The 25,670-nt window shown below is 44.6% G+C and carries 25 protein-coding genes and 1 other RNA gene; 8 read left to right on the forward strand and 18 right to left on the reverse strand.

The window, feature by feature from the left end; all coding sequences use genetic code 11:
* The 3 genes from rsmH to rsmI form a co-directional block, all read right to left on the reverse strand.
* A complete protein-coding gene (rsmH, locus tag AACQ79_RS07030; RefSeq protein WP_010318016.1) occupies positions 1–951 on the reverse strand; it encodes a 16S rRNA (cytosine(1402)-N(4))-methyltransferase RsmH in 951 nt (316 codons plus the stop codon).
* A 200-nt stretch (positions 952–1,151) separates the two neighbouring features.
* Positions 1,152–1,555, reverse strand: an RNA gene (rnpB, locus tag AACQ79_RS07035) — RNase P RNA component class A.
* Between the two features lie 119 nt (positions 1,556–1,674).
* A complete protein-coding gene (gene rsmI / locus AACQ79_RS07040) occupies positions 1,675–2,541 on the reverse strand; it encodes a 16S rRNA (cytidine(1402)-2'-O)-methyltransferase (RefSeq protein ID WP_013856074.1) in 867 nt (288 codons plus the stop codon).
* A gap of 69 nt (positions 2,542–2,610) precedes the next feature.
* Here rsmI and AACQ79_RS07045 point away from each other — a divergent pair, with 69 nt between their 5' ends.
* From AACQ79_RS07045 to AACQ79_RS07060, 4 genes are read left to right on the forward strand one after another with little or no spacing between them, the layout of a single operon-like run.
* On the forward strand, positions 2,611–4,416 hold the full coding sequence (locus tag AACQ79_RS07045) for a penicillin-binding protein activator (RefSeq protein ID WP_170898905.1): 1,806 nt from the start codon (positions 2,611–2,613) through the stop codon (positions 4,414–4,416).
* The gene (locus tag AACQ79_RS07050; RefSeq protein ID WP_017046509.1) at positions 4,403–4,771 is read left to right on the forward strand and encodes a YraN family protein; all 369 of its coding nucleotides are present in this window, start codon (positions 4,403–4,405) and stop codon (positions 4,769–4,771) included. The genes AACQ79_RS07045 and AACQ79_RS07050 overlap by 14 nt, the downstream gene beginning before the upstream one ends.
* Positions 4,772–4,774: 3 nt before the next feature.
* Positions 4,775–5,365, forward strand: coding sequence for a phosphoheptose isomerase (locus AACQ79_RS07055; protein WP_010318025.1), 591 nt, complete (start codon positions 4,775–4,777; stop codon positions 5,363–5,365).
* Between the two features lie 3 nt (positions 5,366–5,368).
* Complete coding sequence (locus AACQ79_RS07060; protein ID WP_017042658.1) at positions 5,369–5,938, forward strand: BON domain-containing protein; 570 nt, start codon at positions 5,369–5,371, stop codon at positions 5,936–5,938.
* Between the two features lie 85 nt (positions 5,939–6,023).
* Here AACQ79_RS07060 and sspB read toward each other — a convergent pair whose 3' ends face one another.
* The 8 genes from sspB to zapE form a co-directional block, all read right to left on the reverse strand.
* Complete coding sequence (gene sspB, locus AACQ79_RS07065) at positions 6,024–6,503, reverse strand: ClpXP protease specificity-enhancing factor (protein ID WP_026027949.1); 480 nt, start codon at positions 6,501–6,503, stop codon at positions 6,024–6,026.
* 9 nt (positions 6,504–6,512) lie between these two features.
* Complete coding sequence (gene sspA / locus AACQ79_RS07070) at positions 6,513–7,148, reverse strand: stringent starvation protein SspA (RefSeq protein WP_026027272.1); 636 nt, start codon at positions 7,146–7,148, stop codon at positions 6,513–6,515.
* 97 nt (positions 7,149–7,245) lie between these two features.
* On the reverse strand, positions 7,246–7,983 hold the full coding sequence (locus AACQ79_RS07075; protein ID WP_017046506.1) for a cytochrome c1: 738 nt from the start codon (positions 7,981–7,983) through the stop codon (positions 7,246–7,248).
* Positions 7,980–9,245: a cytochrome b gene (locus tag AACQ79_RS07080; protein WP_017046505.1), complete on the reverse strand. Its 1,266-nt coding sequence runs from the start codon at positions 9,243–9,245 to the stop codon at positions 7,980–7,982. Before AACQ79_RS07080 ends, AACQ79_RS07075 begins: the two co-directional genes overlap by 4 nt.
* Positions 9,245–9,841 (reverse strand): ubiquinol-cytochrome c reductase iron-sulfur subunit, encoded by a 597-nt coding sequence (gene petA, locus AACQ79_RS07085; RefSeq protein ID WP_010318038.1) that lies wholly within the window; start codon positions 9,839–9,841, stop codon positions 9,245–9,247. The genes AACQ79_RS07080 and petA overlap by 1 nt, the downstream gene beginning before the upstream one ends.
* Before the next feature lie 326 nt (positions 9,842–10,167).
* Entirely contained in the window at positions 10,168–10,560 is a 393-nt protein-coding gene (rpsI, locus tag AACQ79_RS07090) for a 30S ribosomal protein S9 (protein ID WP_010318040.1), read from the reverse strand.
* 15 nt (positions 10,561–10,575) lie between these two features.
* Positions 10,576–11,004, reverse strand: coding sequence for a 50S ribosomal protein L13 (rplM, locus tag AACQ79_RS07095; RefSeq protein ID WP_010318042.1), 429 nt, complete (start codon positions 11,002–11,004; stop codon positions 10,576–10,578).
* Positions 11,005–11,241: 237 nt separating this feature from the next.
* Complete coding sequence (zapE, locus tag AACQ79_RS07100) at positions 11,242–12,348, reverse strand: cell division protein ZapE (protein WP_170898879.1); 1,107 nt, start codon at positions 12,346–12,348, stop codon at positions 11,242–11,244.
* A gap of 144 nt (positions 12,349–12,492) precedes the next feature.
* On the opposite strand from zapE, the gene zapG reads away from it, so the two are divergent.
* From zapG to degS, 3 genes are all read left to right on the forward strand, one after another.
* Positions 12,493–12,936 carry a Z-ring associated protein ZapG gene (gene zapG / locus AACQ79_RS07105; RefSeq protein WP_017046504.1) on the forward strand — a complete coding sequence of 148 codons (444 nt, stop codon included), beginning with the start codon at positions 12,493–12,495 and terminating at the stop codon, positions 12,934–12,936.
* A gap of 116 nt (positions 12,937–13,052) precedes the next feature.
* Positions 13,053–14,417: a Do family serine endopeptidase gene (locus tag AACQ79_RS07110; protein WP_026027948.1), complete on the forward strand. Its 1,365-nt coding sequence runs from the start codon at positions 13,053–13,055 to the stop codon at positions 14,415–14,417.
* 142 nt (positions 14,418–14,559) lie between these two features.
* Positions 14,560–15,624, forward strand: coding sequence for an outer membrane-stress sensor serine endopeptidase DegS (gene degS / locus AACQ79_RS07115; RefSeq protein ID WP_026027947.1), 1,065 nt, complete (start codon positions 14,560–14,562; stop codon positions 15,622–15,624).
* 77 nt (positions 15,625–15,701) lie between these two features.
* Here degS and parC read toward each other — a convergent pair whose 3' ends face one another.
* From parC to nudF, 6 genes are all read right to left on the reverse strand, one after another.
* Positions 15,702–17,978 carry a DNA topoisomerase IV subunit A gene (parC, locus tag AACQ79_RS07120; RefSeq protein ID WP_017042665.1) on the reverse strand — a complete coding sequence of 759 codons (2,277 nt, stop codon included), beginning with the start codon at positions 17,976–17,978 and terminating at the stop codon, positions 15,702–15,704.
* Positions 17,979–19,862 carry a DNA topoisomerase IV subunit B gene (parE, locus tag AACQ79_RS07125; RefSeq protein WP_017042666.1) on the reverse strand — a complete coding sequence of 628 codons (1,884 nt, stop codon included), beginning with the start codon at positions 19,860–19,862 and terminating at the stop codon, positions 17,979–17,981.
* A 212-nt stretch (positions 19,863–20,074) separates the two neighbouring features.
* Positions 20,075–20,671, reverse strand: a complete 597-nt coding sequence (yqiA, locus tag AACQ79_RS07130; RefSeq protein ID WP_013856059.1) for an esterase YqiA — start codon at positions 20,669–20,671, stop codon at positions 20,075–20,077.
* A complete protein-coding gene (gene cpdA / locus AACQ79_RS07135; protein ID WP_017050462.1) occupies positions 20,661–21,482 on the reverse strand; it encodes a 3',5'-cyclic-AMP phosphodiesterase in 822 nt (273 codons plus the stop codon). Before cpdA ends, yqiA begins: the two co-directional genes overlap by 11 nt.
* Positions 21,483–21,529: 47 nt before the next feature.
* Complete coding sequence (locus tag AACQ79_RS07140; protein ID WP_017042669.1) at positions 21,530–21,964, reverse strand: DUF1249 family protein; 435 nt, start codon at positions 21,962–21,964, stop codon at positions 21,530–21,532.
* Positions 21,952–22,581, reverse strand: coding sequence for an ADP-ribose diphosphatase (gene nudF / locus AACQ79_RS07145; RefSeq protein WP_017042670.1), 630 nt, complete (start codon positions 22,579–22,581; stop codon positions 21,952–21,954). Before nudF ends, AACQ79_RS07140 begins: the two co-directional genes overlap by 13 nt.
* Positions 22,582–22,815: 234 nt before the next feature.
* Here nudF and tolC point away from each other — a divergent pair, with 234 nt between their 5' ends.
* Positions 22,816–24,123, forward strand: a complete 1,308-nt coding sequence (tolC, locus tag AACQ79_RS07150; protein ID WP_017046499.1) for an outer membrane channel protein TolC — start codon at positions 22,816–22,818, stop codon at positions 24,121–24,123.
* A gap of 85 nt (positions 24,124–24,208) precedes the next feature.
* Here tolC and hldE read toward each other — a convergent pair whose 3' ends face one another.
* Positions 24,209–25,639 carry a bifunctional D-glycero-beta-D-manno-heptose-7-phosphate kinase/D-glycero-beta-D-manno-heptose 1-phosphate adenylyltransferase HldE gene (gene hldE, locus AACQ79_RS07155; RefSeq protein WP_013856054.1) on the reverse strand — a complete coding sequence of 477 codons (1,431 nt, stop codon included), beginning with the start codon at positions 25,637–25,639 and terminating at the stop codon, positions 24,209–24,211.
* Between the last annotated feature and the right edge of the window lie 31 nt (positions 25,640–25,670).

The raw sequence follows: 25,670 nt of genomic DNA on the forward strand, positions 1-25,670 counted from the left end.
CTACAGTTTTTCAGCAACTCGTAATACTGAGCTGCGTGAACGGGGATTGAGTTCCACCTCTTCTTTAGTTGGCATAATCGCTTTCCCAACTGGTTTTAAATTGGCTGAGCCCAATGCCTGAATTTGTATTTCTGTTAACGGCAAACCATGTGGAACCTCTGGGCCTTTACTCTCTTTACGAATAAAGCGTTTGACCATGCGATCTTCAAGCGAATGGAAACTGATCACCGATAAGCGCCCTTGTGGGGCTAAGATCTTAGCTGCGCCTTTTAATGCAGTGTCGATCTCTTCTAATTCACTATTGATATAGATACGAAATGCTTGAAATGAGCGCGTAGCCGGGTGTTTTTTCTCTTTAAAGCTTTTCGGCGCAGCTTCTGAAATCAGTTTAGCCAATTGACTGGTGCGCGTCAGAGGCTCTTTTTCATCGTCTTCACGGTAAGCGACAATCGCTTTGGCAATACGGCGCGCATGCTTGTCTTCACCAAATTCACGAATCACCCAAGTAATGTCGTCCAAATCGGCTTGCGCAAGCCACTGCGAGACAGGGATCCCCGACGTCGGGTCCATACGCATATCAAGCGGGCCATCTTTCATGAAACTAAAACCGCGCTCGGCATCGTCCAACTGCGGCGAGGAAACGCCTAAATCAAGTAGTACTCCATCCACTTTCCCGACCAGATCGTAGCGCTCAGCGTATTGTGCCATGCCAGAGAATGGGCCATGAATGATAGTAAAACGCGGGTCGTTAATTTTTCCAGCTTCAGCAATCGCTTGTGGATCGCGATCTATGCTGTACAGACGACCATTGTCACCCAACTTAGAGAGAATTGTACGACTATGACCACCACGGCCAAACGTGCCGTCGATATAAATACCGTCTGGTTTGATAGCAAGGCCATCAATGGATTCATTCAGTAGTACAGAAATGTGTTGAAAAGGTTCAGTCATCGTTTTCTCATCGGGCTAAAGCTGAAATATAGCAATCGGCTACGGCGCAAGTATTCAGTTTACTGATTTAACGCCGCATCGCTACCACTTGACGTTGGCATCACGTGATATTGCGCTAAGTTTAGTGCTTACGAAATAATTTTCGTCAATAAAAAGCAAAAAACCCATCATAACCGCAAGAGTTATGATGGGTCTGCAATAGGTGGAGTTGACGTATAAGCCGGGTTCTGTTCCGCTTGCGCGGCAGTAGCCATTCCTCTAGGCCAGCAATCACTCACTGGCTCAAGCAACCTACCCGCTTCCTTACGCGAGCAACGCAATGTGGAAGCCTATTTGGTCTTGCTCCGGGTGGAGTTTACCTTGCTACGAACTGTTGCCAGACGCACGGTGCGCTCTTACCGCACCCTTTCACCCTTACCTGTGCCCATTCCGAAGAAATTGGGCCATCGGCGGTCTTCTCTCTGCTGCACTTGTCGTAGGCTTTCGCCCCCCAGGCGTTACCTGGCACCCTGCTCTATGGAGCCCGGACTTTCCTCCCCTCCATCAGTCTCCCCAGCACAAGGCTAAAGGACATCAATGAAGCAGCGACTACCCAGTCAACTCCGAGGGCGGATTGTATAGAGAAAGATAGGTACTGTCTAGGCTCAAACAACTTCTGTGTTTAATTCACGCTTAAGCGTTTAATTATCCATCGATTTAAAACATCAAGATGCCGCTGGCTAATTAAGCAGATAGGTTTTCAAGCCCCCACTTATAAAGGGCATTTTTCTTAAGGTTATAAATTTCAGCCGCCAATGCGGCCGCTTTTTTCAGAGGCAGCTCTTTTGTCAAAATCGCTAAACTGCGCAACGCTTCGTCTGGCAAGCTATCGTCCACGCTTTCTCTGTAACCATGGATCAGTAACACCATTTCACCACGCTTGCGGTTCTCATCTTCATTAATCCAATTAATCAGTTCGCCTAACGGCAAACCTTGAATCGTCTCGAAGGTTTTGGTGAGCTCGCGGGCTAGCACCACGTTACGATCTGGCCCTAAGATAGCTAACATATCTTGCAGTGATTCGCTAATTCGGTGTGGTGACTCATAAAAAATACAGGTGCGTTCAGCCTTAGCGATCTCTAGGAATTTATCTTTACGCCCTTTGCTTTTCGGCGGCAAAAAACCTTCAAAACTGAAACGATCAGAAGGCAAGCCTGATGCACTGAGCGCAGTAATCACAGCACAGGCGCCCGGAAGTGGCACAACTCTCACACCAGCTTGACGACATTGATTGACAAGATGGTACCCTGGATCACTGATCAGTGGCGTTCCTGCATCAGAAACCAACGCAATAGATTGCCCTGATAATAATTTATCGACTAACACTTGTGCTTTTTGCTGTTCGTTGTGATCATGCAAGGCAAAGGTTTTAGTCTGGATATTGAAGTGAGCGAGAAGTCTGCCAGTATGGCGTGTATCTTCCGCAGCGATAACATCAACACTTGAGAGTACTTCAATGGCTCGCTGGGTAATATCACCCAAATTGCCAATTGGCGTAGGAACAATGTAGAGAGTTGGGATCTCTGCTGGCAAGGTTTTGCTATCTGTCATTTGTTTACCATCACTTCAACGATTAATATAGAGACAATTTTACACGGAATAACGAAAGAACTCATGGCTATGAAGAACCATCCGAGACTCAGTGTACCACGCTTATTCACGCCCGTTGCATTAGCAATGGCTTTGGCGGCGTGTTCGTCTTCACCGTCGACGCCCACCTCAGTCGATATTACGCAAGATCCCACCAAGTCAGCGCAAACTTACTTGATGCAAGCAGATAGTAGCCAAGGTCCACTGCAAAATGATTGGTTGATCATGGCTCTTAAAGCCGCCATTAACGAAAACAACAGCGAACAAGCGCAACTGTTGATTATGCGCTTAGCCAAACAGTCGCTCTCTGAAGCGCAACAAGCTGAATGGCAAATGGCTAAGGCGCAGTTGTTGAGTAATGCGGAACAGTTTTCACAAGCGCTCTCTCAGCTTAATTTTCAGGCTTGGTGGAAGCTAAGCCCTGAAACATGGGCTCAATACCATCAAATGCGCGCCGATATTTTTACCGCGCTCAGCCGCCCTTTTGATTCAAGTAGGGAGCTTATTGCATTAAGCACTTACGTTGATGATGCCGAGCAAGAGGCGATTGCTGATCAAATTTGGCTCAATTTCAATCACTATAGCGAGCGTGAAATTACCCAATTAAATCCAGAGCCTAACGAAAACGTGCTCGATGGCTGGCTACAACTGGCTGTATATATGAAAACGCTCAATAGTAATATTCCGCAGTTGAAGAATACGCTCGAAAAATGGCTCGCGGAAAACAGCAATCACCCAGCGGCTCGTTATACGCCTAAAGCGATACAAGATATTTTAGCGCTGGAGATCATCAAGCCCACTAACACCGCGTTGTTACTTCCTCTTTCAGGAAAGTTTGCCACGCAAGCTCAACTGATCCGTGATGGCTTTATCATGGCGATGATGAATGACCGTAACCGTGACCTCAATGCTACCTTGACTGTGATTGATACCAATGTCGAAGACGCCGCGCTCATAGACAAGCAACTGATTGAAAAAAACATTGATTTCATTGTTGGACCACTCATCAAAGAGAACATCGAGAATCTACATAAGCTTCAACAAGCACGCTTAGCTTCTATCCCTACGCTGGCGTTGAATATTCCAGACCAAATTGAAGATCATCCTAACACTTGCTATCTTGCACTTTCGCCAGAGCAAGAGGTTGAACAAGCCGCTAAGTATCTGTTTAGCCAAGGCTATCAATACCCTTTAATACTCGCTCCTCAAGGTAATTACGGCCAGCGTGTAGTAGAAGCGTTTAACGCAGAATGGCAAAAATACAGCAAGAATAAAGTATCGGTGAACCTATTTGGTGATAAGCGTCAATTGCAACGCAACATTAACTCAGTATTTGGTCTACAAGATAGCCAACAAAATATCGCGCAAATGGATGCGTTGATGGGTATTGATTTGCAAAGCCTGCCCCGCAGTCGTCGTGATATCGATTCGGTTTATATCGTGGCTAACAGCGCAGAATTGACTTTAATTAAACCCTTTATCGAGGTCGCAATTAACCCTGACACTAAGCCACCTAAACTGTTCTCAAACTCTCGTAGTAACAGTGGTAACACACAGTATGAAGACCTCTCTGGTGTAACTTATAGCGATATTCCATTACTCATTCATCCCAATTCAATGCTGGATAATGAAATGAACCAATTGTGGCCAAAGAACTCCAATAGCGAGCGACGCTTACAAGCATTAGGTATGGATGCTTATCAGTTAATGATTGAGTTGCCACAAATGAAGGTCGTCGAGGGGTATAGTATCGATGGCAAAACAGGCACATTAAGTATTGATGAGCAATGCGTGGTACAGAGAGAGATCAGTTGGGCGGTGCATGGCGCTCTTTAGTCGCCGCGCAGTTGGTCAACAGTATGAAACCGCAGCCAAACACTATTTATTAGGTTGTGGTTTGGCTTTTATTGAACAAAACTTCAATACCAAAGTCGGTGAAATCGACCTCATTATGCGAGATAAAAACACCTTAGTGTTCGTAGAGGTTAAATACAGAAAAAACCAATGTCATGGGCATGCCGCAGAAATGGTTACTACCGCAAAAATGGCAAAGTTGATGAAAACCGCGAATTTATGGCTACTGAAACATGGCCTATCGCCCTATGACACCGATTTTCGTTTCGATGTGATCGCCATCCACCAAGATGTGCACCACATTGAGTGGATTAAAAACGCAATAACTCAAGGATAAACGATGCTCGACAGCATTAAAGACAGTTTTACCGAAAGCATCCAAATTCAAATTGCGGCTGCTGAAGCACTACCCCATGCGATCACGCATGCTGCACAAGCCATGGTGGCAACGCTACTTAACGGTCATAAAATTCTCTGTTGCGGTAATGGTGGCTCTTCGGCCAATGCCCAGCTTTTTTCTTCTTGCTTACTGAACCGTTTTGAAACTGAACGTCCGAGTTTACCCGCCATTGCATTAACCGCAGACAATACCACGTTAACCGCAGTTGCTAACGACTATCACTACCAAGAAATATTCTCTAAACAGGTACGTGCATTTGGTCAACCTGGTGATGTTTTGTTGGCTATTTCAACCAGTGGTAACAGCAAAAACATCATTAAAGCGATGGAAGCGGCTGTGACTCGTGATATGACGATTATCGCTCTCACAGGCAAAGACGGTGGAGAAATGGCTGGTCTTCTAGGTGAAAATGATGTGGAGATCCGCATCCCCTCGCAGCGGACGGCTCGAATCCATGAAGTTCATATGGTCACCCTACACTGCTTATGTGACTTGATTGATCAAGTCCTTTTCCCTTCTCATGAAGAATAGACAATGAATAGATTAAAACTTTCACTCATTCTACTGTTGAGCTTTGCTGTATCAGGTTGTGCAGGAGTTATCCTTGCTGGCGCGGCAACAACAGCGAGCCTAGTAACAGACCCTCGAACCACTCAAGAAATTTGGAATGATAATAACATCGAATTTGAAGTAGCAGGTATCGCCAATAAAGCCCCCTTTAACGGAAAAACTCGCATTACGGCCAGTTCTTATCAAGGGATTGTCGTGTTGATGGGACAAGCTGAAAACTCCGGATTACTCAATGAGTTTGAAAATAAAGCACGTGAGACAAAAGGGGTCAAAACCATTCATAATCAAGTCAGAATAAAAGCGCCTTTATCAATTGGCGAAATCAGTAACGACAGTTGGATTACGACTAAAGTAAAATCAGCGCTGTTGGCCAATTCTGAACTGAACACAATCAAAATCAAAGTAATCACAGAAAATAGAGAAGTATTTTTACTTGGCTATGTCTCGGCGGAACAGGCTAATCTAGCCAGTGATATTGCTCGAAACATATCAGGCGTAAAACAGGTGATTAAGGCATTTCAATACAGCGAATAACCTCGGTTATCCTTTGTTTTTTTAGAAAAAAAGCAGCGAATATCGCTGCTTTTTCGATCATGACTGCTTAATGTGTGAAAATGAGTTACTTAATAACTCTTAGGCTTGGTTTTCCCTTCGGCCGAGAGGTTTCTTGTGCTCGAGTCTCTAATAATTCCTCATCTTCTTGAGAAGCAACGCTTAACATCGGCTCTTGTTCAGATTCCTCTGTTATGCCCGCTTCTAGATAAGGGATATAGGCCTCTTCAGGTTCAAACATAGTACCTGCACCGTTTTCACGTGCATAGATAGCTTGCACTGCGTACAAAGGCACTATGACCGAATGAGGACGTCCACCAAAGCGAGCATTGAACGTAATCGCTTCATTACCAAGCTCAAGGTTACCTATCGCTCTTGGGGCAAGATTAAGGATAATTTGTCCATCTTGCACAAACTCCATCGGCACTCGTACACCTGTAAGAGTAGCATCCACAACAACATGAGGAGTCAATTCATTTTCTAATAGCCAATCATAAAATGCTCTAAGCATATAAGGTCGGCGAGGAGTCATTTGAGAGATATCCATCAAACTGCCTTAACGAACTAAACGCATCTCACGTTCAGCTTCTGTTAAAGAAGCCAAGAATGAATCACGCTCAAAAACACGATTCATATATACTTTAAGCTCTTTAGAGCCAGGACCAATCAGATCAATACCCAAAATAGGTAAGCGCCATAGTAATGGAGCTAAATAACAGTCAATGAGGCTAAACTCTTCACTCATGAAATATTCGTATTCCGCGAACACAGGACCAAGAGTAAGCAGATCATTGCGTAATTTATTACGAGCAGCTTCTGACTCTTCCGCATTACCCTTCACGACTTTCTCAGCCAGTGAGTACCAGTTTTTCTCAATACGGTAAATCATCAAACGGCTATTACCACGAGCCACAGGATAAACAGGCATCAGCGGTGGATGAGGGAAACGCTCATCTAGGTATTCCATGATGATCTTTGAGTCATAAAGAGCAAGCTCACGATCAACTAACGTTGGTACTGTCTTATATGGGTTTAGCTCAATAAGGTCAGCTGGCAGATTGGTTTCATCAACTAATTCTACTTCAACACTGACACCTTTTTCCGCTAGAACAATACGTACCTGATGACTATACATATCAGATGCACTCGAAAATAGCGTCATCACAGAACGTTTATTGGCAGCTACAGCCATGGAGCCCTCCAGCACACTTACAGATATAAAAACAATGGAGGCCAAGCCTCCATTGAAGATTCTAAAAATTAGAAATTAACGCCGCATGGTAGCACAATTAATGCACATCACGCCAATATTCTTTCTTCAATAGAACAACCACGATAGTAAATAGCACAAGGAATGCCATTACCCACCAACCTAAAGTTTGACGCTCAAGCTTGACTGGTTCTGCTGAATATTCAAGGAAGTTAACAATGTCACGGACCGCTTGATCATACTCACTTTGGCTCAGTTCACCCGTTCCATCAGACTCGGCACCAATAACAGCCTTGACTTCCTCGCCATTGACAAGATGAGTACCATAAACTGGTTGTGGGATCCCTTGTAGCTCTTCAAGCACATGGGGCATACCGACACTTGGGAATACGATGTTGTTTACGCCAAAGGGCCGACTAGGATCGGCATAAAATGAACGAAGGTAAGTATACAACCAATCTGTTCCTCGAACACGAGCCACAAGCGTTAAATCTGGTGGTGGTGCACCAAACCATTTCGCTGCCGACTTATCTGGAATCGCATTCTCCATCAGTTGACCAATTTTGGCATTCGGATCAAAAATCAAATTCTCTTTCATCAAATCCGAGGGAATATTCAAATCATTCGCTACACGCTCATAACGCTGGTACTGAGTTGAGTGGCAACCAAAACAGTAGTTCATGAATAGCTTTGCACCATGCTGCAGTGATGCTTGATCTGTTAAATCATTATTTGCTTTATCTAAATGTACATTTGCGCCAGCTGCCAAAGCAAGAGATGGCAGCATTGCAAACAAAATTACAATCCACTTTTTCATTTAAATGTCACCCTCTCTGGTAATGGTTTCGTTGCTTCATTTTTGCTGTAGAAGAACAACAAAACAAAGAACATGAAGTAACCAACGCTAAATATACGTGCAAGCATTGTGTAAGTGGCTGTCGCAGGTAACGCACCTAAAACACCTAACGCAATAAAGCAGATAGTGAACTGAATAATATTGATTAAGTGGAACTTACTACGATAACGGTAAGAACGAACCTTACAACGATCCAGCCATGGCAATAAGAACAACACCACAATCGATGCACCCATCGCAGCCACACCAATTAACTTATCAGGAACAGCACGTAAAATTGCATAGAAAGGCGTGAAATACCAAACAGGTGCGATGTGTGCTGGCGTTTTTAGTGGGTTTGCCGCTTCAAAGTTAGGCGGCTCAAGGAAGTAGCCCCCCATCTCTGGGTTAAAGAACAACACATAACAGAACAGGATTAAGAAACCAGCTACACCAATAAGATCTTTCACTGTCCCGTAAGGATGGAATGGAATCGAATCAATGATGTCGTATTTCTTGGTGTAGTAGTCATGAAATTTAAACTGCGTTTTATAATCATCGCCCATCGACCCTTTTGGTACTTTGGTTTCGATACCGTCAGGGTTATTAGAGCCGACTTCATGCAGTGCTAATATATGGAGAACAATTAGCAACAATAAAACAATAGGTAAAGCAATCACATGCAGTGCAAAGAAACGGTTCAGAGTGGCACCTGAAATAACGTAGTCACCACGTATCCATAGAGTTAAATCATCACCGATAACGGGGATTGCACCGAACAAAGAGATAATAACTTGCGCTCCCCAGTAGGACATTTGTCCCCATGGTAGCAAGTATCCCATAAAGGCTTCGGCCATCAACACTAAGAAGATCAGCATACCAAATAGCCATAGCAGCTCACGAGGCTTTTGATAGGAACCGTAAATTAAGCCACGGAACATATGTAGATAAATCACCACAAAGAAAGCTGAAGCGCCAGTGGAGTGCATATAGCGCAGTAACCAACCATACTCAACATCACGCATTATGTATTCAACAGATGCAAAAGCCCCTTCACCTGATGGCACATAGTTCATGGTTAGCCACACGCCAGTGAGCAGTTGGTTAACAAGAACCAACATGGCTAACGATCCAAACAAATACCAAAAGTTAAAGTTTTTCGGCATTGGATATTCAGATAGGTGTTTTTTGTAAGCGTTCATTGCAGGTAAACGCTTTTCTACCCAATCAAGTAAAACTTGCATTATGCAGCCTCCCCGGTCTCATCTAATCCTATGACAATACGAGTATCGCTAAGATACATATATTGAGGGATAACCAAGTTTAGTGGTGCCGGAACACCTTGAAAAACTCGACCCGCCATATCAAATTTCGAACCATGGCAAGGACAGAAAAAACCAGATTTAACCCCTTGAACTTGTTCACTAAAAGAATCAGGCAAATAAGTAGGTGAACAGCCAAGGTGAGTACAAATACCCACAGCAACGAAATATTCAGGTTTAATCGATCGATAAGCATTTTGCGCATAATTAGGCTGCTGCTGCTCATCCGATTGAGGATCTCGAAGTTGGTTTTCTATATCTTTTAGCCCATCGACCACTGATTGAGAACGACGAACAACCCAAACAGGTTTTCCTCGCCACTCAACACGAACCATTTGCCCCTCTTCAAGTTTACCGATTTCAACTTCAACGGGGGCTCCAGCCGCTTTGGCTTTGGCACTTGGGTTCCAAGATTTAATAAAAGGAACGGCGACAGCAGCGGCTCCTAACCCTCCGACAACGGCTGTTGTCGCGGTTAAGAAACGTCTGCGACCGTTATTTAAAGGCGCATTGCTCATCCAAACATTCTCCCATTTGCTCCCTGTGGATTATTATTATTCCGCTTATCAAGAGCATGGCTAACAAAATACGAATCTAGTTGTATTTATTTGATGGCAAATCATAAATAAAACCCTACTTTTTGACAAGATAAAGCTACCTTTTCGTAACATTCGTGAAGTAAATCGCACGTGAGGTCACAAAAGGAAGATTAAAGAGCAACAACCAAATGATGTGATTAAAAAAATGAGTGTTTGCTAACACCAAAAAACAAAAAGCCCGGTATAAATACCGGGCTTTTGAACCACAATCCAGTAACACTGGAAGCGAATCTTTTGAAAAAAGATTAACGCTTAGAGAATTGTGGTTTACGACGTGCTTTACGCAGACCAACTTTCTTACGTTCAACGCAACGAGCGTCGCGAGTAACGTAGCCAGCTGCACGTAGAACAGGACGTAGTGATTCGTCGTATTCCATTAGAGCGCGAGTGATACCGTGACGGATAGCACCAGCTTGACCAGAAATACCACCACCTTTAACAGTGATGTATAGATCTAATTTCTCAGTTAGTTCAACAAGCTCAAGAGGTTGTTTAACAACCATGCGAGAAGTTGGACGACCAAAGTAAACATCAAGGCTACGCTTGTTGATTACAATGTTGCCGCTGCCTGGTTTAATAAAAACGCGTGCAGCTGAGCTTTTGCGACGGCCAGTGCCGTAGTATTGATTCTCTGCCATTTTCGAAATCCCCAATTAGATGTCTAGTACTTTTGGTTGTTGAGCAGCATGGTTGTGCTCAGCGCCAGCGTAAACTTTCAGCTTACGGTACATAGCACGGCCTAGAGGACCACGTGGTAGCATACCTTTAACCGCTAGCTCAATAACCATCTCTGGCTTACGAACAATCAGCTTGTCGAAAGTGATTGATTTTAAGCCGCCTGGAAATTCAGTGTGACGGTAGTAAGTTTTAGCTGCTGCTTTGTTACCAGTTACAGTAACTTTCTCAGCGTTTACAACGATGATGTAATCACCAGTGTCTACGTGAGGAGTGTATTCAGCTTTATGTTTGCCACGTAGGCGAGATGCAATTTCACTTGCTAGACGACCTAGAGTTTTACCCTCAGCGTCTACGATATACCAGTCGCGTTTTACAGTTTCTGGTTTAGCAACGAAAGTTTTCATGCTAATAATAACCCGTTAAATAAAATTTACACTAAAAGGAGCATTAAAATGCCCCCACTGTCTAAGAGTCCAAAGTTGCCCCTTCGAGCGTTTGGTTTCTCTCGGCCTCTCGTTTCACAGAAACAGGCCTGCAGTAACGGTGGGTCGCAGGATTATAGGGAAGTCAGTAGAAAAAATCACCTCTTTTTGAACAAAATCACGAATTTTTTATTTTGCTTTAAAAGTGTTCGGATTGAGCTAGGCCAGATGTTCCCTTGATAAATACTCATGACTTTGCATTTCAATTAACCGCGACTGACAACGTTTGAATTCAAACTCAAGTTGCCCATGCAGATACAGATCGTCCAGCGCCACTTCGGCGGAGATAATTACTTTTACATGTCGTTCGTAAAATTCATCAATCAACGCAATAAAACGCCGCGCTGCATCATCGATGGCGCGATCCATTTGCTTCACATCAGCCAACAGTACTGTATGGTAAATTTTGGACAACTCAATGTAATCGTTTTGGCTTCTCGCCGTTTGGCATAACTGTTCAAATGTCGCATGTAAAATACCATCACTAGCCTTTACAACAGGGAGGGTGCGATGGTTGATTTCAATCTCACTGCGTGCTTCTTTTTTCTCGTCACCAACCAATTGCCGATAGTAATGTTGTAAATTGTGGCTTGCTGCTTCATCCAATGGATAGTGGTAAATTTCCGCTTGCTCTAATGTTCTTAAGCGATAATCAATGCCACTATCGATGTTCAACACATGACAGTGTGATTCAATCAAAGCAATTGCAGGGAGAAAGCGTGCTCGCTGCAAGCCGTTGCGGTATAAGTCGTGCGGTGGAATGTTCGATGTCGCCACTAAGATAATACCGCGCTTAAACAGTGCTTGAAACAAGGTACCCAAAATCATCGCATCGGTAATATCTGATACAAAAAATTCATCAAAACAGATAATTTCCGTTTCAGACTTAAAAATATCGGCAACCTTTTCTAAAGGCTCTTCAACTCCAGCCAGCGCCTTCAACTCATCATGAACTCGGTACATAAAACGGTGGAAATGCACTCGCATTTTGCAAGTGGTTGGCAGAGCCTCAAAAAACGTATCCATTAGATAGGTTTTTCCTCGCCCGACACCGCCCCAAAAATAGAGCCCTCTAGGTAAGTTAGGCTGTTCAGGTTGGCGACCAAGCCATTTGGTCCAAACCGCGGAGGGCTTAACTGGTTGGTTAAGATAATCCTGAAACTGATGGTAGAGTAAATCCAGCGCATCGACGGCGCTTTCTTGAGCAGAGTCTCGTTGAAAACCGAGTTTTTTTACATCGTGTTCATATCGCTGTTTTGGTGTCATGACCGCCTACTGCACTAAAGAAAATGGAAACTGCTATTTCGTGTATTTCGCTTTATTGGCTAGAGCAGTCATAGTAACATGTCCAAGCGACGTGTGTAACCAACAGGTAAAAAACATGTTAAATAACAACAATAAGGAGCTGTTATGCCTTGGATATATGCCATTGTAGGCTTGCTAGTAGGGGCCGTGTTGGGAATGGTCATTTCACGATTGACTACGCCTCAATATAAAAACCAAAAGTCTCTACAAAAAGAATTAGATAACGCGAAATTTAGTTTGGAACAACAACGCCAAGAATTGTCAGATCACTTTGCTCAAGCGGCAGAAATACTCGATACCCTAGGTAAAGATTATACAAAACTGTATCAACACATGGCCAAAACATCGTCCGAAATTCTGCCGAATATGCCAGAGCAAGATAACCCATTTATCAAAAAAATCGCTCTGCATAATGATACAGAGAAAAGCAACGATGACATTTTGGAACAGCCACCGAAAGATTATGCCAATGGCGCAACAGGGCTTTTTAATACCCCTAAAAAAGAGATCATTCATTCTGCAGACGTGGTTAAGGTGAAAGCCGTTTAATCTGAATTCATGAACTTTATAAAGGTTTTTGAGTCATAAACCTCACGAGAGTGTTGAAGTTTTGTCTTTCGTACAAATATTAAACTTCGAACACAGTTATTCCAAAGGAGCTTATGATGAAAAAACCTTTACTTCTTTTAACCGCTCTATCGTTAAGTTTAAGTTCAATCATCACCCCACTACCCGCAATGGCAGCGCTACCCTTTTCTGTCAGTGGTGAGCCATTGCCGAGCTTAGCACCGATGCTAGAGCAAGTGACACCGGCGGTTGTGAGTATCTCAGTTGAGGGAACTCAAGTCTCCCATCAACGTTTACCCGAGCAGTTTCGATTTTTCTTTGGTCCTGACTTCCCAATCGACCAATCGCAAGAGCGGCCATTTAGAGCATTAGGCTCTGGTGTCATTACTGACGCAGACAAAGGTTATGTTGTGACTAATTATCACGTCATCGATGGCGCTGATAAGATTCGCGTCAAACTATACGACGGCCGAGAATACGATGCGGAGCTCGTCGGTGGCGATAAAATGTCCGATGTCGCGCTGATCAAACTCAAAAAAGCAAAAAATTTAACCCAAATTCGTATCGCAGATTCAGACAAACTGCGTGTAGGTGATTTCACTGTCGCGATCGGGAACCCGTTTGGTCTTGGTCAAACGGTGACTTCCGGCATTGTTTCTGCGCTAGGACGAAGTGGACTTAATCTTGAAAACTTTGAGAACTTTATTCAGACCGATGCCGCGATTAACAGTGGCAACTCTGGTGGTGCCTTAGTCAATCTCAATGGTGAATTGATTGGGATTAATACCGCGATTCTTGGGCCGAATGGTGGCAACGTTGGGATCGGTTTTGCAATACCATCAAATATGATGAAAAACTTGACCGAACAGATCTTAGAATTTGGTGAGGTAAAACGTGGAGTGCTCGGCGTTCAAGGGGGGGAAATAACCTCTGAACTGGCTGAAGCGCTAGGCTATGAGTCAAGTAAAGGGGCGTTTGTTAGCCAAGTTATCAAAGATAGCGCCGCCGATAAAGCAGGGATCAAAGCGGGTGATGTCATCACAGCTATTAATGGAAAAAACGTTTCTACCTTCAACGAATTAAGAGCCAAAGTGGCAACATTAGGTGCAGGTAAAAAAATCACAATCGATGTTATCCGCGATGGTAAAAGCAAAACCTTCGACGTAACCTTGAGTGAAAACAACACCACAACCAAAGCAGAGCAACTGCACTCGGGGTTGACTGGTGCGGCACTGACCAATACGACGGATCAAGACCCAATCGCTGGCGTTAAAGTGACTGCTATAGAGAAAGGGTCAGCGGCAGAAGCGTATCAACTACAAAAAGAGGACATCATCATTGGTGTTAACCGCCAACGAGTGAAAAACCTCGCACAATTACGCGAAATTTTGGAGAAAAAACCGAGCATACTTGCGCTGAATATCCAACGAGGTGATAGAACTATTTACTTGGTTATTCGCTAATTAGTGAGAATCTCTTGTCGAGTGATCAGGGCAGCATTTAAATGCTGCCCTTTTCTTATTCAATCATGTAGTGCTATTCTTCCTCTCTCAAGCTCAGGTGTAAAATAAGCTGAGTATATAGCGGGTTTTGTTTGGGGAAGATATGCTTAACTTTTTACTTCGTTCAGTGGGGCTTGGGCTTCTCGCTGCTATTGTTATTTTACTAGCGGTTCCCTCGCTACGTTCAAATGTTCTCCCGCAAATCGCGGCCGAAGAGTCTCCCAATGCGCTCTCTTTGCAAATTTCGTTTAACCAAGCCGTTCGCCGCGCCGCACCTGCTGTAGTCAATATTTACAACCAAAAATACACCGAAAGCGATCGCAGTAAACTGTCGATTCAAGGGTTAGGTTCTGGTGTGATTGTGAGCGAGAAAGGGTACATCATTACTAACTATCACGTAGTAGCCCAAGCCGACCAAATCGTAGCGGCCTTACAAGATGGCCGTCTCGCAGCAGCGCAATTAGTAGGCAAAGATCGACGCACGGATATCGCAATTTTGCGAATCGAAGGAACGAACCTTCCCGTTATTCCACAAAATCCCAATTACTCGGTGAAAGTTGGCGATGTGGTACTGGCCATTGGCAATCCATACAACCTTGGACAAACCACTACTTTTGGTATCATTTCTGCCACTGAACGTTCATCAGTCAGTACCGATGGACGTCAAGCTTTCATCCAAACTGATGCGGCCATTAATGAAGGCAATTCAGGTGGAGCTTTGGTCAACACTCAAGGAGAGCTCGTCGGTATTAACACGGCTTCGTTTCAACAAGCAACTGAAATGAAAACCGATGGTATATCATTCGCGATTCCTTACAAATTAGCCAATACCATTATGGAAAAAATCATTGCTGATGGACGCGTGATTCGCGGCTATATCGGTATTGATGGGCAAGATATTACTCCAGTAACATCTCGCCTACTTGGCAGTGAACATATTGGCGGCATAGTTGTGTTGGGCATTGACCCCAATGGCCCTGCGGAAACGGCTGGTTTTAAAGAGCGGGACATTATTCTAAAAATTGGCGGTAAAAAAATTAATGGTCGCAAGAGTGTGATGGAAATTGTCACTGACTTGCGCCCAGGTACCGTTGTCGATGTGCTCATCTTACGTAAGGGTGAAGAGATGACACTTCCCGTGACAATTGTTGAAGACCTACGCGAATAAAACTAAGCCACCAAAAACAAAACAAAGAGACATAAAAAAGCCCCCAACTCACGAAGAGGGCTTTTATTTATAGATTTTTACTCTTGCTCAAGATCTGAATCACTAAGTTCTGATTCAATCTCAATCGCAGTAACACGTTGTAACCCTCTCGGCAGCAAGCTACCTCGACGTCCACGCTCACCACGGAAGTTTTCTAGATCGCTGGCTTTTAAACCAAGTTTGCGTTTGCCGGCATAGAGCGTAATAGCCGCTCCTTGAGGCAAGGAGATTAAATGTGATACAAACTCTTCACGCTCTTTGGACTTAGCCGCAGGAATATTGATTATTTTGTTGCCTTTGCCTTTGGTTAGCTGTGGTAAATCTTTGATTGGGAATAGCAACATTCGGCCCTGATTCGTGATCGCTAAAATGTCATCAGACTCCAAATTACCGATGGCCTGCGGCGTCATTACCTCTGAGTTCTCAGGCAAATTAACTAAGGCTTTACCACTACGGTTTTTCGACAGCAGTTCACCACCTTTACACACAAAACCATAACCGGCATCCGAGCCCACTAACCAGAGTTGATCCTCTTCTCCCATCACTACTTGGCGAATAGACGAGCCCTCTGTGATGTTGAGACGACCCGTAATCGGTTCACCTTGGCTGCGCGCCGAAGGTAGCGAGTGAGCTTCAAGCGAATAACTTCGACCATCGCTACCCAAGAATACGACCTGTTGATTGCTCTTACCACAAGCATGAGCCAAATACTGATCGCCGGATTTATAGCTCAAACTTTGGCAATCCACATCATGCCCTTTGGCATGACGTACCCAGCCTTTTTCCGAAAGCACAACGGTGATCGCTTCACTTGGCACAAGGTCACGCTCAGTCAACGCTTTAGATTCAGCTCGCTCAATCAGTGGTGAACGGCGGTCATCACCGTACTTCTCAGCATCCGCTTTGATCTCTTTCTTCAACAATGTGTTCAAGCGACGCTCAGAACCAAGCAACTGCTCTAATTTTTCCCGCTCTTTGGCAAGCTCATCTTGCTCACCACGAATCTTCATCTCTTCAAGTTTGGCTAAGTGGCGAAGTTTGGTATCTAAAATCGCATCGGCTTGAATAGCACTAATACCAAAACGGGCCATCAGTACCGCTTTCGGTTCATCTTCAGTACGAATGATTTCAATCACTTCATCAATATTCAGATAAGCAATGAGCAAACCTTCCAAGATGTGCAAACGCGCCATGACTTTATCAAGACGGTACTGTAAGCGGCGGCGAACCGTGGTGCGACGAAACTCAATCCACTCAGAAAGAATGGTCACTAAACCTTTCACTTCAGGACGATTGTTTAAGCCAATCATGTTCAAGTTAACACGGAAGCTTTTCTCTAGATCGGTTGATGCGAACAAGTGGCTCATCAACAAGTCACAATCTACGCGGTTAGAACGCGGCACAATAACAATACGCGTAGGGTTCTCGTGATCCGATTCATCGCGTAAATCTTCAACCATTGGCAATTTCTTCGCGCGCATTTGGTTAGCGATTTGTTCGAGCAATTTAGCGCCTGAGACTTGATGAGGTAATGCTGTGATCACAACATCACTACCCTCTTTATGCCAAACCGCGCGCATTTTGATACTGCCGCGACCTGAGCGATATATTTTCTCAATTTCAATTCTGGGTGAAATAATTTCCGCTTCGGTCGGATAATCTGGCCCTTGCACGTACTGCATCACATCATGCAGTTGCGCTTCCGGGTTATCGATCAGGTGAATCGTCGCATCGGCAATTTCACGCACATTGTGTGGCGGGATATCGGTCGCCATGCCCACTGCAATTCCCGTGACGCCATTGAGCAAAATATGAGGTAAACGCGCCGGCAGCATTTGTGGTTCTTGCATTGTCCCATCAAAGTTAGGCTGCCAATCAACGTTGCCTTGTCCAAGCTCACCCAGTAAAACTTCAGCGAATTTAGACAGTTTCGCTTCGGTATAACGCATCGCCGCGAAGGATTTTGGATCGTCCGGAGCACCCCAGTTACCTTGACCATCCACCAGTGGATAGCGGTAAGAAAAGGGTTGTGCCATTAATACCATCGCTTCGTAACAGGCCGAATCACCGTGCGGGTGGTATTTACCGAGCACGTCACCAACGGTACGCGCTGATTTTTTGTACTTGGCTGACGCCGAGAGTCCAAGCTCCGACATCGCATAAATAATACGTCGCTGTACCGGTTTTAAACCATCGCCAATATAAGGCAGTGCGCGGTCCATGATGACGTACATCGAATAATTGAGATAGGCGTCTTCAGTGAACTTACGCAGCGGCAGTTTCTCAACACCATCAAAGGTTATTTCAGTTGACATTTATTGCACCTCTGCCATATCGCCATAACGTTGCAACCATGCGCGGCGGTCATCTGCACGCTTTTTACCTAGCAACATGTCCATCATCTCATCCGTTGCTTCAGCATCATCAATGGTCAGTTGAACCAAGCGGCGCGTGTTTGGATCCATCGTTGTTTCACGCAATTGAAGCGGATTCATTTCACCCAAACCTTTAAATCGCTGTACGTTGATTTTGGCTTTTTTCTGGCTAAGTCGCTCTAAAATGCCCTCTTTTTCAGCATCATCGAGTGCATAAAAGACCTCTTTGCCGCAGTCGATCCGATACAAAGGAGGCATCGCAACAAAAATATGACCCGCTTTGACTAATGCTCGGAAATGTTTGGTAAATAAGGCACAAAGCAAGGTGGCAATATGTAAACCATCAGAGTCAGCATCCGCGAGAATGCAGATTTTACCGTAACGCAATCCATCGAGATCGTCGTTATCAGGATCAATCCCAAGCGCAACAGAGATATCATGCACTTCTTGTGAAGCCAGCACTTGGTCTGCCGACACTTCCCACGTATTTAAAATTTTCCCACGCAGTGGCATAACCGCTTGAAATTCACGATCGCGCGCTTGCTTAGCACTGCCGCCTGCTGAATCCCCTTCGACAAAGAAGATTTCCGTGCGGCTCAGGTCTTGCACTGAACAGTCGGTCAATTTACCGGGGAGCGCGGGGCCCGATGCGATTTTTTTCCGTACCACTTTTTTGCTAGCTCGCATGCGGCGATGCGCATTGGCAATGCACACTTCGGCAAGTAATTCAGCGAGTTGTGGTTTTTCATTCAGCCATAAACTGAAGGAGTCTTTTATCACACCTGAAACAAAAGCTGCGGTTTGACGTGAAGAGAGGCGCTCTTTGGTTTGCCCTGCAAACTGTGGGTCTTGCATCTTAACCGACAATACATAAGAACAGCGGTCAAAGACATCTTCACCAGTTAACTTAACGCCACGCGGCAACAGGTTGCGGAATTCACAGAATTCACGCATCGCATCGAGCAACCCTTGGCGTAAGCCGTTAACGTGCGTACCACCTTGTGCAGTAGGGATTAAGTTAACATAGCTTTCAGTGATCATCTCACCACCTTCAGGTAGCCAAATCACTGCCCAGTTGGCCGCTTCAGTTTCAGCGACAAACTCACCCGTAAATGGCTCTTCGGGCAATAAGGTGTAACCCTTTACGCCTTCTGCGAGATAATCTTTTAGGCCGTCTTCGTAGTACCAACGGTGCTCAAGATTGTTAACCTTATCACTAAAGGTGATCTCGAGCCCCGGGCAAAGTACCGCTTTAGCGCGCAAATTATTGATTAGGCGAGTCACTGAAAAGTTAGGCGAATCAAAGTAGCTGGTATCGGGCCAAAAGTGGACACTTGTCCCTTTATTGCGACGACCACAGGTGCCAGTTACCGTCAATTCCTCGACTTTATTACCGTGCTCAAACGCCATTTCATAGATTTGCCCATCACGGCGAACGGTCACTTCCACACGCTTGGATAGGGCATTCACTACGGAAATACCTACCCCATGTAAACCACCGGAGAACTGGTAGCTTTTGTTTGAAAACTTACCACCCGCATGCAATTTACAGAAGATAAGCTCAACGCCTGATATTTTCTCTTCAGGGTGAATATCAACAGGCATACCACGCCCATCATCGATCACTTCAAGTGATTGATCGGCGTGGAGAATAACTTGTACCTTGGAGGCATATCCGGCTAGCGCTTCATCGACACTGTTATCGATAACTTCTTGGCCTAAATGGTTAGGTCGCGCGGTGTCCGTATACATCCCAGGTCGGCGACGTACTGGTTCTAAACCATTAAGAACTTCAATGGCCCCAGCATTATATTGTTCAGTCATAATACGGAATGCTTTTATAGATAAATGATTCGTTACTTTTTCGGCAGTTTATCAATGATGTGCTTGTGATTAATTAACGACAACAACGCTGATTTTTTCAGCATTACAAACTGCAAAAGTATAGATAGGACATAGTCTGGAAGAGCCTTGCTTATGTCAAGCGAGATAAGTAAGTTACAGGTAAAATTATGACTCCCCCCTCAATGAATCGGTCAGAGATCTAGGAATTCGATGATTTGTCGCGGATATCGCTCAAAGTTCACAAAACTATGATCGCCGCCAAATTCAACCGTCTGTTTTGCTCCCGCCAATTTAGCGACGGCTTGACGGTAATCTAAGACTTCATCACCCATTTGTTGCAACAACCAAAATGACGTGACGTCATTAATTTTAACCTCTAATGCTTTGAGCTCTTCAATATGTTTCGCCTCTAGCCGATAGTGCTCTTGCGTGTAGGGGTTGACTTGTTCGCCTAAAAAATTGACCAATAATTCATACGGTTTGATTGCTGGGTTTATCACCACGGCACGAAAACCAAACAAATGGTTTAACCAAATAGACAAATACCCGCCTAATGAACTCCCCACCAGCGCAATACGATATTGATCTTGATGTTGATGAATAAGATCAAGTAGATATTCCGCAGCTTGCGCGGGAAAACTGGGTAACTTAGGCACCATCACTTTGATATCAGGACGCTGCATTTGGCAATACTTCACCATCACTTGTGCTTTGTGCGACAGCGGCGAGCTATTAAAGCCGTGAATATAAAGCAGCATAGGTTGACGAGTAGGCATCTCAGTATCCATTAGCGTTAAAATCCGGTTGGAATGCGCCGTTAGCTAAACGTTTGACTTGAGTTTCCATTTGACCATCAGCAGATAGCGTCAATTCACGCCATCCTGGGGAAGTGCGATCCAAAGCAAAATCATCTGAATTGGGCTTAAATTGTACACAGGTCGAGGGAGTGGCCATCACTCGGACACCGTGGTGGAGTTTATCCATATTTTGATGAACATGACCACACAGGACGGCTTTCACATTGCGATGTTGCGTGACGATATTCCAAAAAGCATCGCTGTCTTTAAGGCTATGTTGATCGAGCCAGGCACTCCCCACCAATAGAGGATGATGATGCAGCACAACCAAGGTGTGTCGCTGATGGTACGTCGATAATTTTTCGTCAAGTAAAGCCAATTGTTGATCGCTCAGCCGTCCATGCGGTACGCCTACAACTTGAGAATCGAGCATCACCATCTGCCAGTGTTCACCGAGTAATACATGCTCCGACTGTTGAATCTGCTCTGACGGGAATACGGCGCCCATATTGGGTTTAAAGTCGTGATTACCGGGAAGCCAAAAACAAGTTTTTTCTAATGAAGAAATACCACGAGAGAAACGAAGATAAGACTCAGCACTATGATCTTGCGAGATGTCGCCCGTAGCCAGAATTGCATCAAATTCAACATGTTGTGCGCAAATCTCTGCCACAACAGCATGAAAGCTATCTACCGTATTAACACTCAACAGGCTGCCATCATCCGGCGCAAACAGATGCGTATCGGTAATTTGTAGCAGCTTGATGCTGTCTGAATTGTCTAGAGTTGGCGACACGTTCAAAATTTATTAATCCAAATTGAATGACTAATTTTCATCTATGACGAAGACTAAATTGGAGCTCGACTAATCCCGTGCTTTAAACAGAAAGTAAGCCAATCGCCTAAAAAGCGATTGATTTGCGCTTTCTCATCTTTTTGCATCATTTGTTCATTCGGGTAATCATAGCGAGCTTTGATCTGATTTATCCGCGCACTTGCACACACTTCGGAAACACGTGCATCGTGGTAAAGCCTGACAGACATCGACGGTAATGGAAATACTGAAACGTCATCACTCTGACAAATCTCCACTAAAGTTGTGTACTTTGTGACCTCTAGCACTTGTAATTGATAGGTCATTTGAGCGGCCTGATAACAGCGTAAGTCACCCACGCTCGGCTGACTTGGTAACAAAGCGTTCAATTTCGCGTAGTTAGTTTCGTACACACGCATTAGTTCCGACAAATCAACGTGATACGGTTTTTTCAATGCTAATTCTGCCATTGCAATTGTAACTGTTGATAGTTTAGCTCTAACCATTGTAAAGCGATAATTGAGGCACCATTCTCAATTTGGCCGTTTTTCACTAAGCGGTAAGCCTCTTCACGGCTCATGACATGAACTTTGATGTCTTCACCTTCATAGTCAAGCCCATGTACGCCTTTAGCTTGCGTTGCATCGATTTCACCAACAAAGACGTCGAGTAATTCAGAGCATCCGCCAGATGATGGATAATAAGAGCTAATTTTTTCGATTCGGTTCACTTCAATTCCCGCCTCTTCCATCGCCTCTCGACGAATAACCTGCTCGGACGTTTCATTAGGGTCGATGACTCCAGCAACAATCTCCAGTTGCCAAGGATGGGCGTGCTCTAGTGCTCCAACTCGAATTTGCTCTATAATCACGACTTCATCACGCGCAGGATCATAAGGAAGCATAGCCGCAGCATGACCTCTTTCAAACATTTCTCTTTCAATCACCTCACTCCATCCACCTTCAAACAACTTGTGTTTAAAGCGGTATTTCACCATGCGGAAAAAACCTTGGAACAGTGTTTCTTTTGAAATGACGTCCACATCTTGGGGCGTAAAAATGTTGTACTGTTTGTCAGACTGCTGCATTTGAAACCTCGCTCAGTGAATCTCATAGTTTAATCATGGAATTCATCCATCACCAAGGATATTGCTCAACTTTTTATATAAATTTTATATTTATTTTTAAACGAGCATCGAATTTTATTGCACAGATGGACAGTTATGTGTAAAAAAGTGCAAAGTTTCGAGTGAATTACCACCAATTTAAGTTAAACTCCTTAAAAGTAACCTTCTTACATATTAAGGCAGGGAATAGGACCAATGAAAAAACTGCTTCCACTATTCATCAGCGCAGCATTAGGCAGCCTGAGTTCTTCAGTATGGGCGGATACTCTTACTGAAATCTATAATCAAGCCAAAGAAAATGATCCTCAGTTACTGAGCTCTGCTGCTCAACGTGATGCTGCATTTGAAGCGGTCACATCTAGCCGTGGCGATCTGTTACCACAAATCAACCTGACCGCTGGTTACAATATCAACCGCAGTGATATTGATGCACGCGAAAGTGATAAGCTCACAGCAGGCATCAGTTTCTCTCAGCAGCTTTATCAACGTTCAAGTTGGGTTTCTTTAGACACGGCAGAAAAGAATGCACGCAAAGCGGATTCTGCCTATGCGGCCACCCAGCAAGGTCTAATTTTACGCGTTGCACAAGCCTATTTTGAAGTGCTTCGCGCCAAAGATAACTTGGCATTTGTCCGTGCAGAAAAAGCGGCAGTGGCTCGTCAATTAGAGCAAACAAAACAACGTTTTGAAGTCGGTCTTTCTGCAATTACTGACGTGCATGACGCACAAGCGCAATACGACGGCGTGCTTGCTGATGAAGTTTTGGCAAAAAATAGCCTCACCAATAGTTATGAAACCTTGCGTGAAATTACCGGCCAAGAACATTCTGATTTAAGTGTGTTGGATACTAATCGCTTTTCAGCCAGCAAAACAACACAGCCGATTGATGCTCTGCTTGAAGAAGCCCAACAGAAAAATCTCTCTTTGCTGACCGCTCGTATTGCTCAAGATGTCGCGAAAGATAATATTTCATTAGCAAGTTCAGGGCACTTACCCTCACTGACTCTTGATGGCGGCTACAAGTACGGCGATGAAAGTAATAATAACAGCGGCTCTAAAGGGGATTATAACGATTTTAATGTCGGTATTAACCTTGCGGTGCCATTGTATACTGGCGGAAAAACCACTTCGCAAACCAAACAAGCTGAATTTGCGTACGTTGCTGCAAGCCAAGATTTAGAAAAAACGTATCGCAGCGTTGTGAAAGATGTACGCGCATTTAACAACAACATCAATGCCTCTATTGGCGCTTTACGTGCTTATGAGCAGTCAGTTATTTCAGCGAAATCAGCACTGGAAGCGACCGAAGCAGGGTTTGATGTCGGTACGCGAACTATTGTTGATGTGCTTGATTCAACGCGCCGTCTCTACGATGCGAATAAAAATCTCTCTAACGCACGTTATGACTATGTGCTGAGCGTACTGCAATTACGTCAAGCAGTAGGCACCTTGAGCGAGCAAGATATTTTAGATATCAACGCTGGCTTAAAAGCAGACAGCTAAAAAAGTAAAAGCCGCTGAATTTTCAGCGGCTTTTTTGTAGCGATTGGCTCATTTTATACAAAATGCCAAAGGATACGGCGCGATGTTAGCCTCTGCCGCCTTTAATCGCTTCAATAATTTCTGTGGTTGAGCAACCATCTTCAAAGTTCAACACTTTGACTTCTCCACCCGCCGCAATCACTTCTTCACCACCGGCGATATCTTCAGGTTTATAGTCACCACCTTTCACCAGTAAGTTAGGTAGTACAGCTGCAATCAAACGCTGTGGCGTATCTTCAGAAAAAGGAACCACCCAATCGACAGCGCCCAATGCAGCCAGTACCGCCATGCGGCGATCCGTTGTATTGACTGGGCGACCTGGGCCTTTTAAACGCTTAACCGACTCATCCGTGTTGACCGCGACAATCAGGCGATCGCCCAATTTGGCTGCGTGGTTAAGATAAGAAACATGTCCTGCATGCAAAATATCAAAGCAACCATTGGTCATCACCACCTTTTCGCCCTGAGCTTGAGCCACTTTTACCGCATCAATTAAGGCTTGTTCACTGATGACACCATAATCAGTATCTTTGCTACCGTGAACCGCTTCCGCTAGTTCAATGGTTGATACGGTTGACGTGCCCAGTTTACCAACCACAACACCCGCCGCCGCATTGGCTAATGCACACGCTTCATCAAGTGGTTTACCTGCTGCAACTGATGCCGCCAACACTGAAATCACCGTATCTCCAGCGCCCGTTACGTCATACACTTCTTTGGCTAATGTTGGTAAATGGAATGGCTTCTGATTGCGTTGTAACAGTGTCATGCCATGTTCGCTGCGAGTCACCAACAGCGCGCCAAGATCAAACTGTTCAATCAAGGCAAAGCCTTTTTCTACTAGCTCTTGCTCTGTTTTTACTTTGCCTACGACCTGTTCAAATTCAGACATGTTAGGTGTGAGCAATGTTGCGCCACGATAACGTTCGAAATCGGCTCCTTTAGGATCGATAAAAACGGGAACGTTGGCTGCACGTGCTTTTTGGATCAATTGCTGCACATGCTCTAATGCACCTTTAGCGTAATCGGACAAGATCACCGCTTTCACTTTCGGTAACGCCAGCTCCATGCGAGATAAAATCAGTTCTGGATCGGTGTTCTCAAACTTATCTTCGAAATCCAAACGGATCAGTTGCTGGCCTCGGCTTAGCACGCGTAATTTTGTAATGGTTGGATAATTTGGCAGAGCAACAAAATCACAACTCACTTTCAACGCTGTTAACGTTTCAGTCAGAACCTTCGCTGGCTCATCCACGCCAGTTAAACCAACAATGTGCGCATGGCCGCCCAGCGAAGCAATGTTCATTGCAACGTTTGCCGCGCCACCTGGACGTTCTTCGCTATTCTCTACTTTTACTACAGGAACGGGGGCTTCTGGTGAGATGCGACCGGTTGGACCATACCAGTAGCGATCAAGCATCACATCGCCAATAATCAATACACCTGCATCATTGTAGTCAGGTAGGATTGGTTTCATTGTGGATCTCCAATTTTTGTTATTGCGCTGA

The organism is Vibrio sp. 3-2(1) (genome assembly GCF_963887575.1).
GTDB classification, from domain to species: Bacteria; Pseudomonadota; Gammaproteobacteria; order Enterobacterales; family Vibrionaceae; genus Vibrio; species Vibrio anguillarum.

Coding starts and splice junctions, on each gene's coding strand:
- rsmH (WP_010318016.1), bottom strand. CDS start 951: ATGACTGAACCTTTTCAACACATTTCTGTACTACTGAATGAATCCATT.
- rsmI (WP_013856074.1), bottom strand. CDS start 2,541: ATGACAGATAGCAAAACCTTGCCAGCAGAGATCCCAACTCTCTACATT.
- AACQ79_RS07045 (WP_170898905.1), top strand. CDS start 2,611: ATGAAGAACCATCCGAGACTCAGTGTACCACGCTTATTCACGCCCGTT.
- AACQ79_RS07050 (WP_017046509.1), top strand. CDS start 4,403: ATGGCGCTCTTTAGTCGCCGCGCAGTTGGTCAACAGTATGAAACCGCA.
- AACQ79_RS07055 (WP_010318025.1), top strand. CDS start 4,775: ATGCTCGACAGCATTAAAGACAGTTTTACCGAAAGCATCCAAATTCAA.
- AACQ79_RS07060 (WP_017042658.1), top strand. CDS start 5,369: ATGAATAGATTAAAACTTTCACTCATTCTACTGTTGAGCTTTGCTGTA.
- sspB (WP_026027949.1), bottom strand. CDS start 6,503: ATGGATATCTCTCAAATGACTCCTCGCCGACCTTATATGCTTAGAGCA.
- sspA (WP_026027272.1), bottom strand. CDS start 7,148: ATGGCTGTAGCTGCCAATAAACGTTCTGTGATGACGCTATTTTCGAGT.
- AACQ79_RS07075 (WP_017046506.1), bottom strand. CDS start 7,983: ATGAAAAAGTGGATTGTAATTTTGTTTGCAATGCTGCCATCTCTTGCT.
- AACQ79_RS07080 (WP_017046505.1), bottom strand. CDS start 9,245: ATGCAAGTTTTACTTGATTGGGTAGAAAAGCGTTTACCTGCAATGAAC.
- petA (WP_010318038.1), bottom strand. CDS start 9,841: ATGAGCAATGCGCCTTTAAATAACGGTCGCAGACGTTTCTTAACCGCG.
- rpsI (WP_010318040.1), bottom strand. CDS start 10,560: ATGGCAGAGAATCAATACTACGGCACTGGCCGTCGCAAAAGCTCAGCT.
- rplM (WP_010318042.1), bottom strand. CDS start 11,004: ATGAAAACTTTCGTTGCTAAACCAGAAACTGTAAAACGCGACTGGTAT.
- zapE (WP_170898879.1), bottom strand. CDS start 12,348: ATGACACCAAAACAGCGATATGAACACGATGTAAAAAAACTCGGTTTT.
- zapG (WP_017046504.1), top strand. CDS start 12,493: ATGCCTTGGATATATGCCATTGTAGGCTTGCTAGTAGGGGCCGTGTTG.
- AACQ79_RS07110 (WP_026027948.1), top strand. CDS start 13,053: ATGAAAAAACCTTTACTTCTTTTAACCGCTCTATCGTTAAGTTTAAGT.
- degS (WP_026027947.1), top strand. CDS start 14,560: ATGCTTAACTTTTTACTTCGTTCAGTGGGGCTTGGGCTTCTCGCTGCT.
- parC (WP_017042665.1), bottom strand. CDS start 17,978: ATGTCAACTGAAATAACCTTTGATGGTGTTGAGAAACTGCCGCTGCGT.
- parE (WP_017042666.1), bottom strand. CDS start 19,862: ATGACTGAACAATATAATGCTGGGGCCATTGAAGTTCTTAATGGTTTA.
- yqiA (WP_013856059.1), bottom strand. CDS start 20,671: ATGGATACTGAGATGCCTACTCGTCAACCTATGCTGCTTTATATTCAC.
- AACQ79_RS07140 (WP_017042669.1), bottom strand. CDS start 21,964: ATGGCAGAATTAGCATTGAAAAAACCGTATCACGTTGATTTGTCGGAA.
- nudF (WP_017042670.1), bottom strand. CDS start 22,581: ATGCAGCAGTCTGACAAACAGTACAACATTTTTACGCCCCAAGATGTG.
- tolC (WP_017046499.1), top strand. CDS start 22,816: ATGAAAAAACTGCTTCCACTATTCATCAGCGCAGCATTAGGCAGCCTG.
- hldE (WP_013856054.1), bottom strand. CDS start 25,639: ATGAAACCAATCCTACCTGACTACAATGATGCAGGTGTATTGATTATT.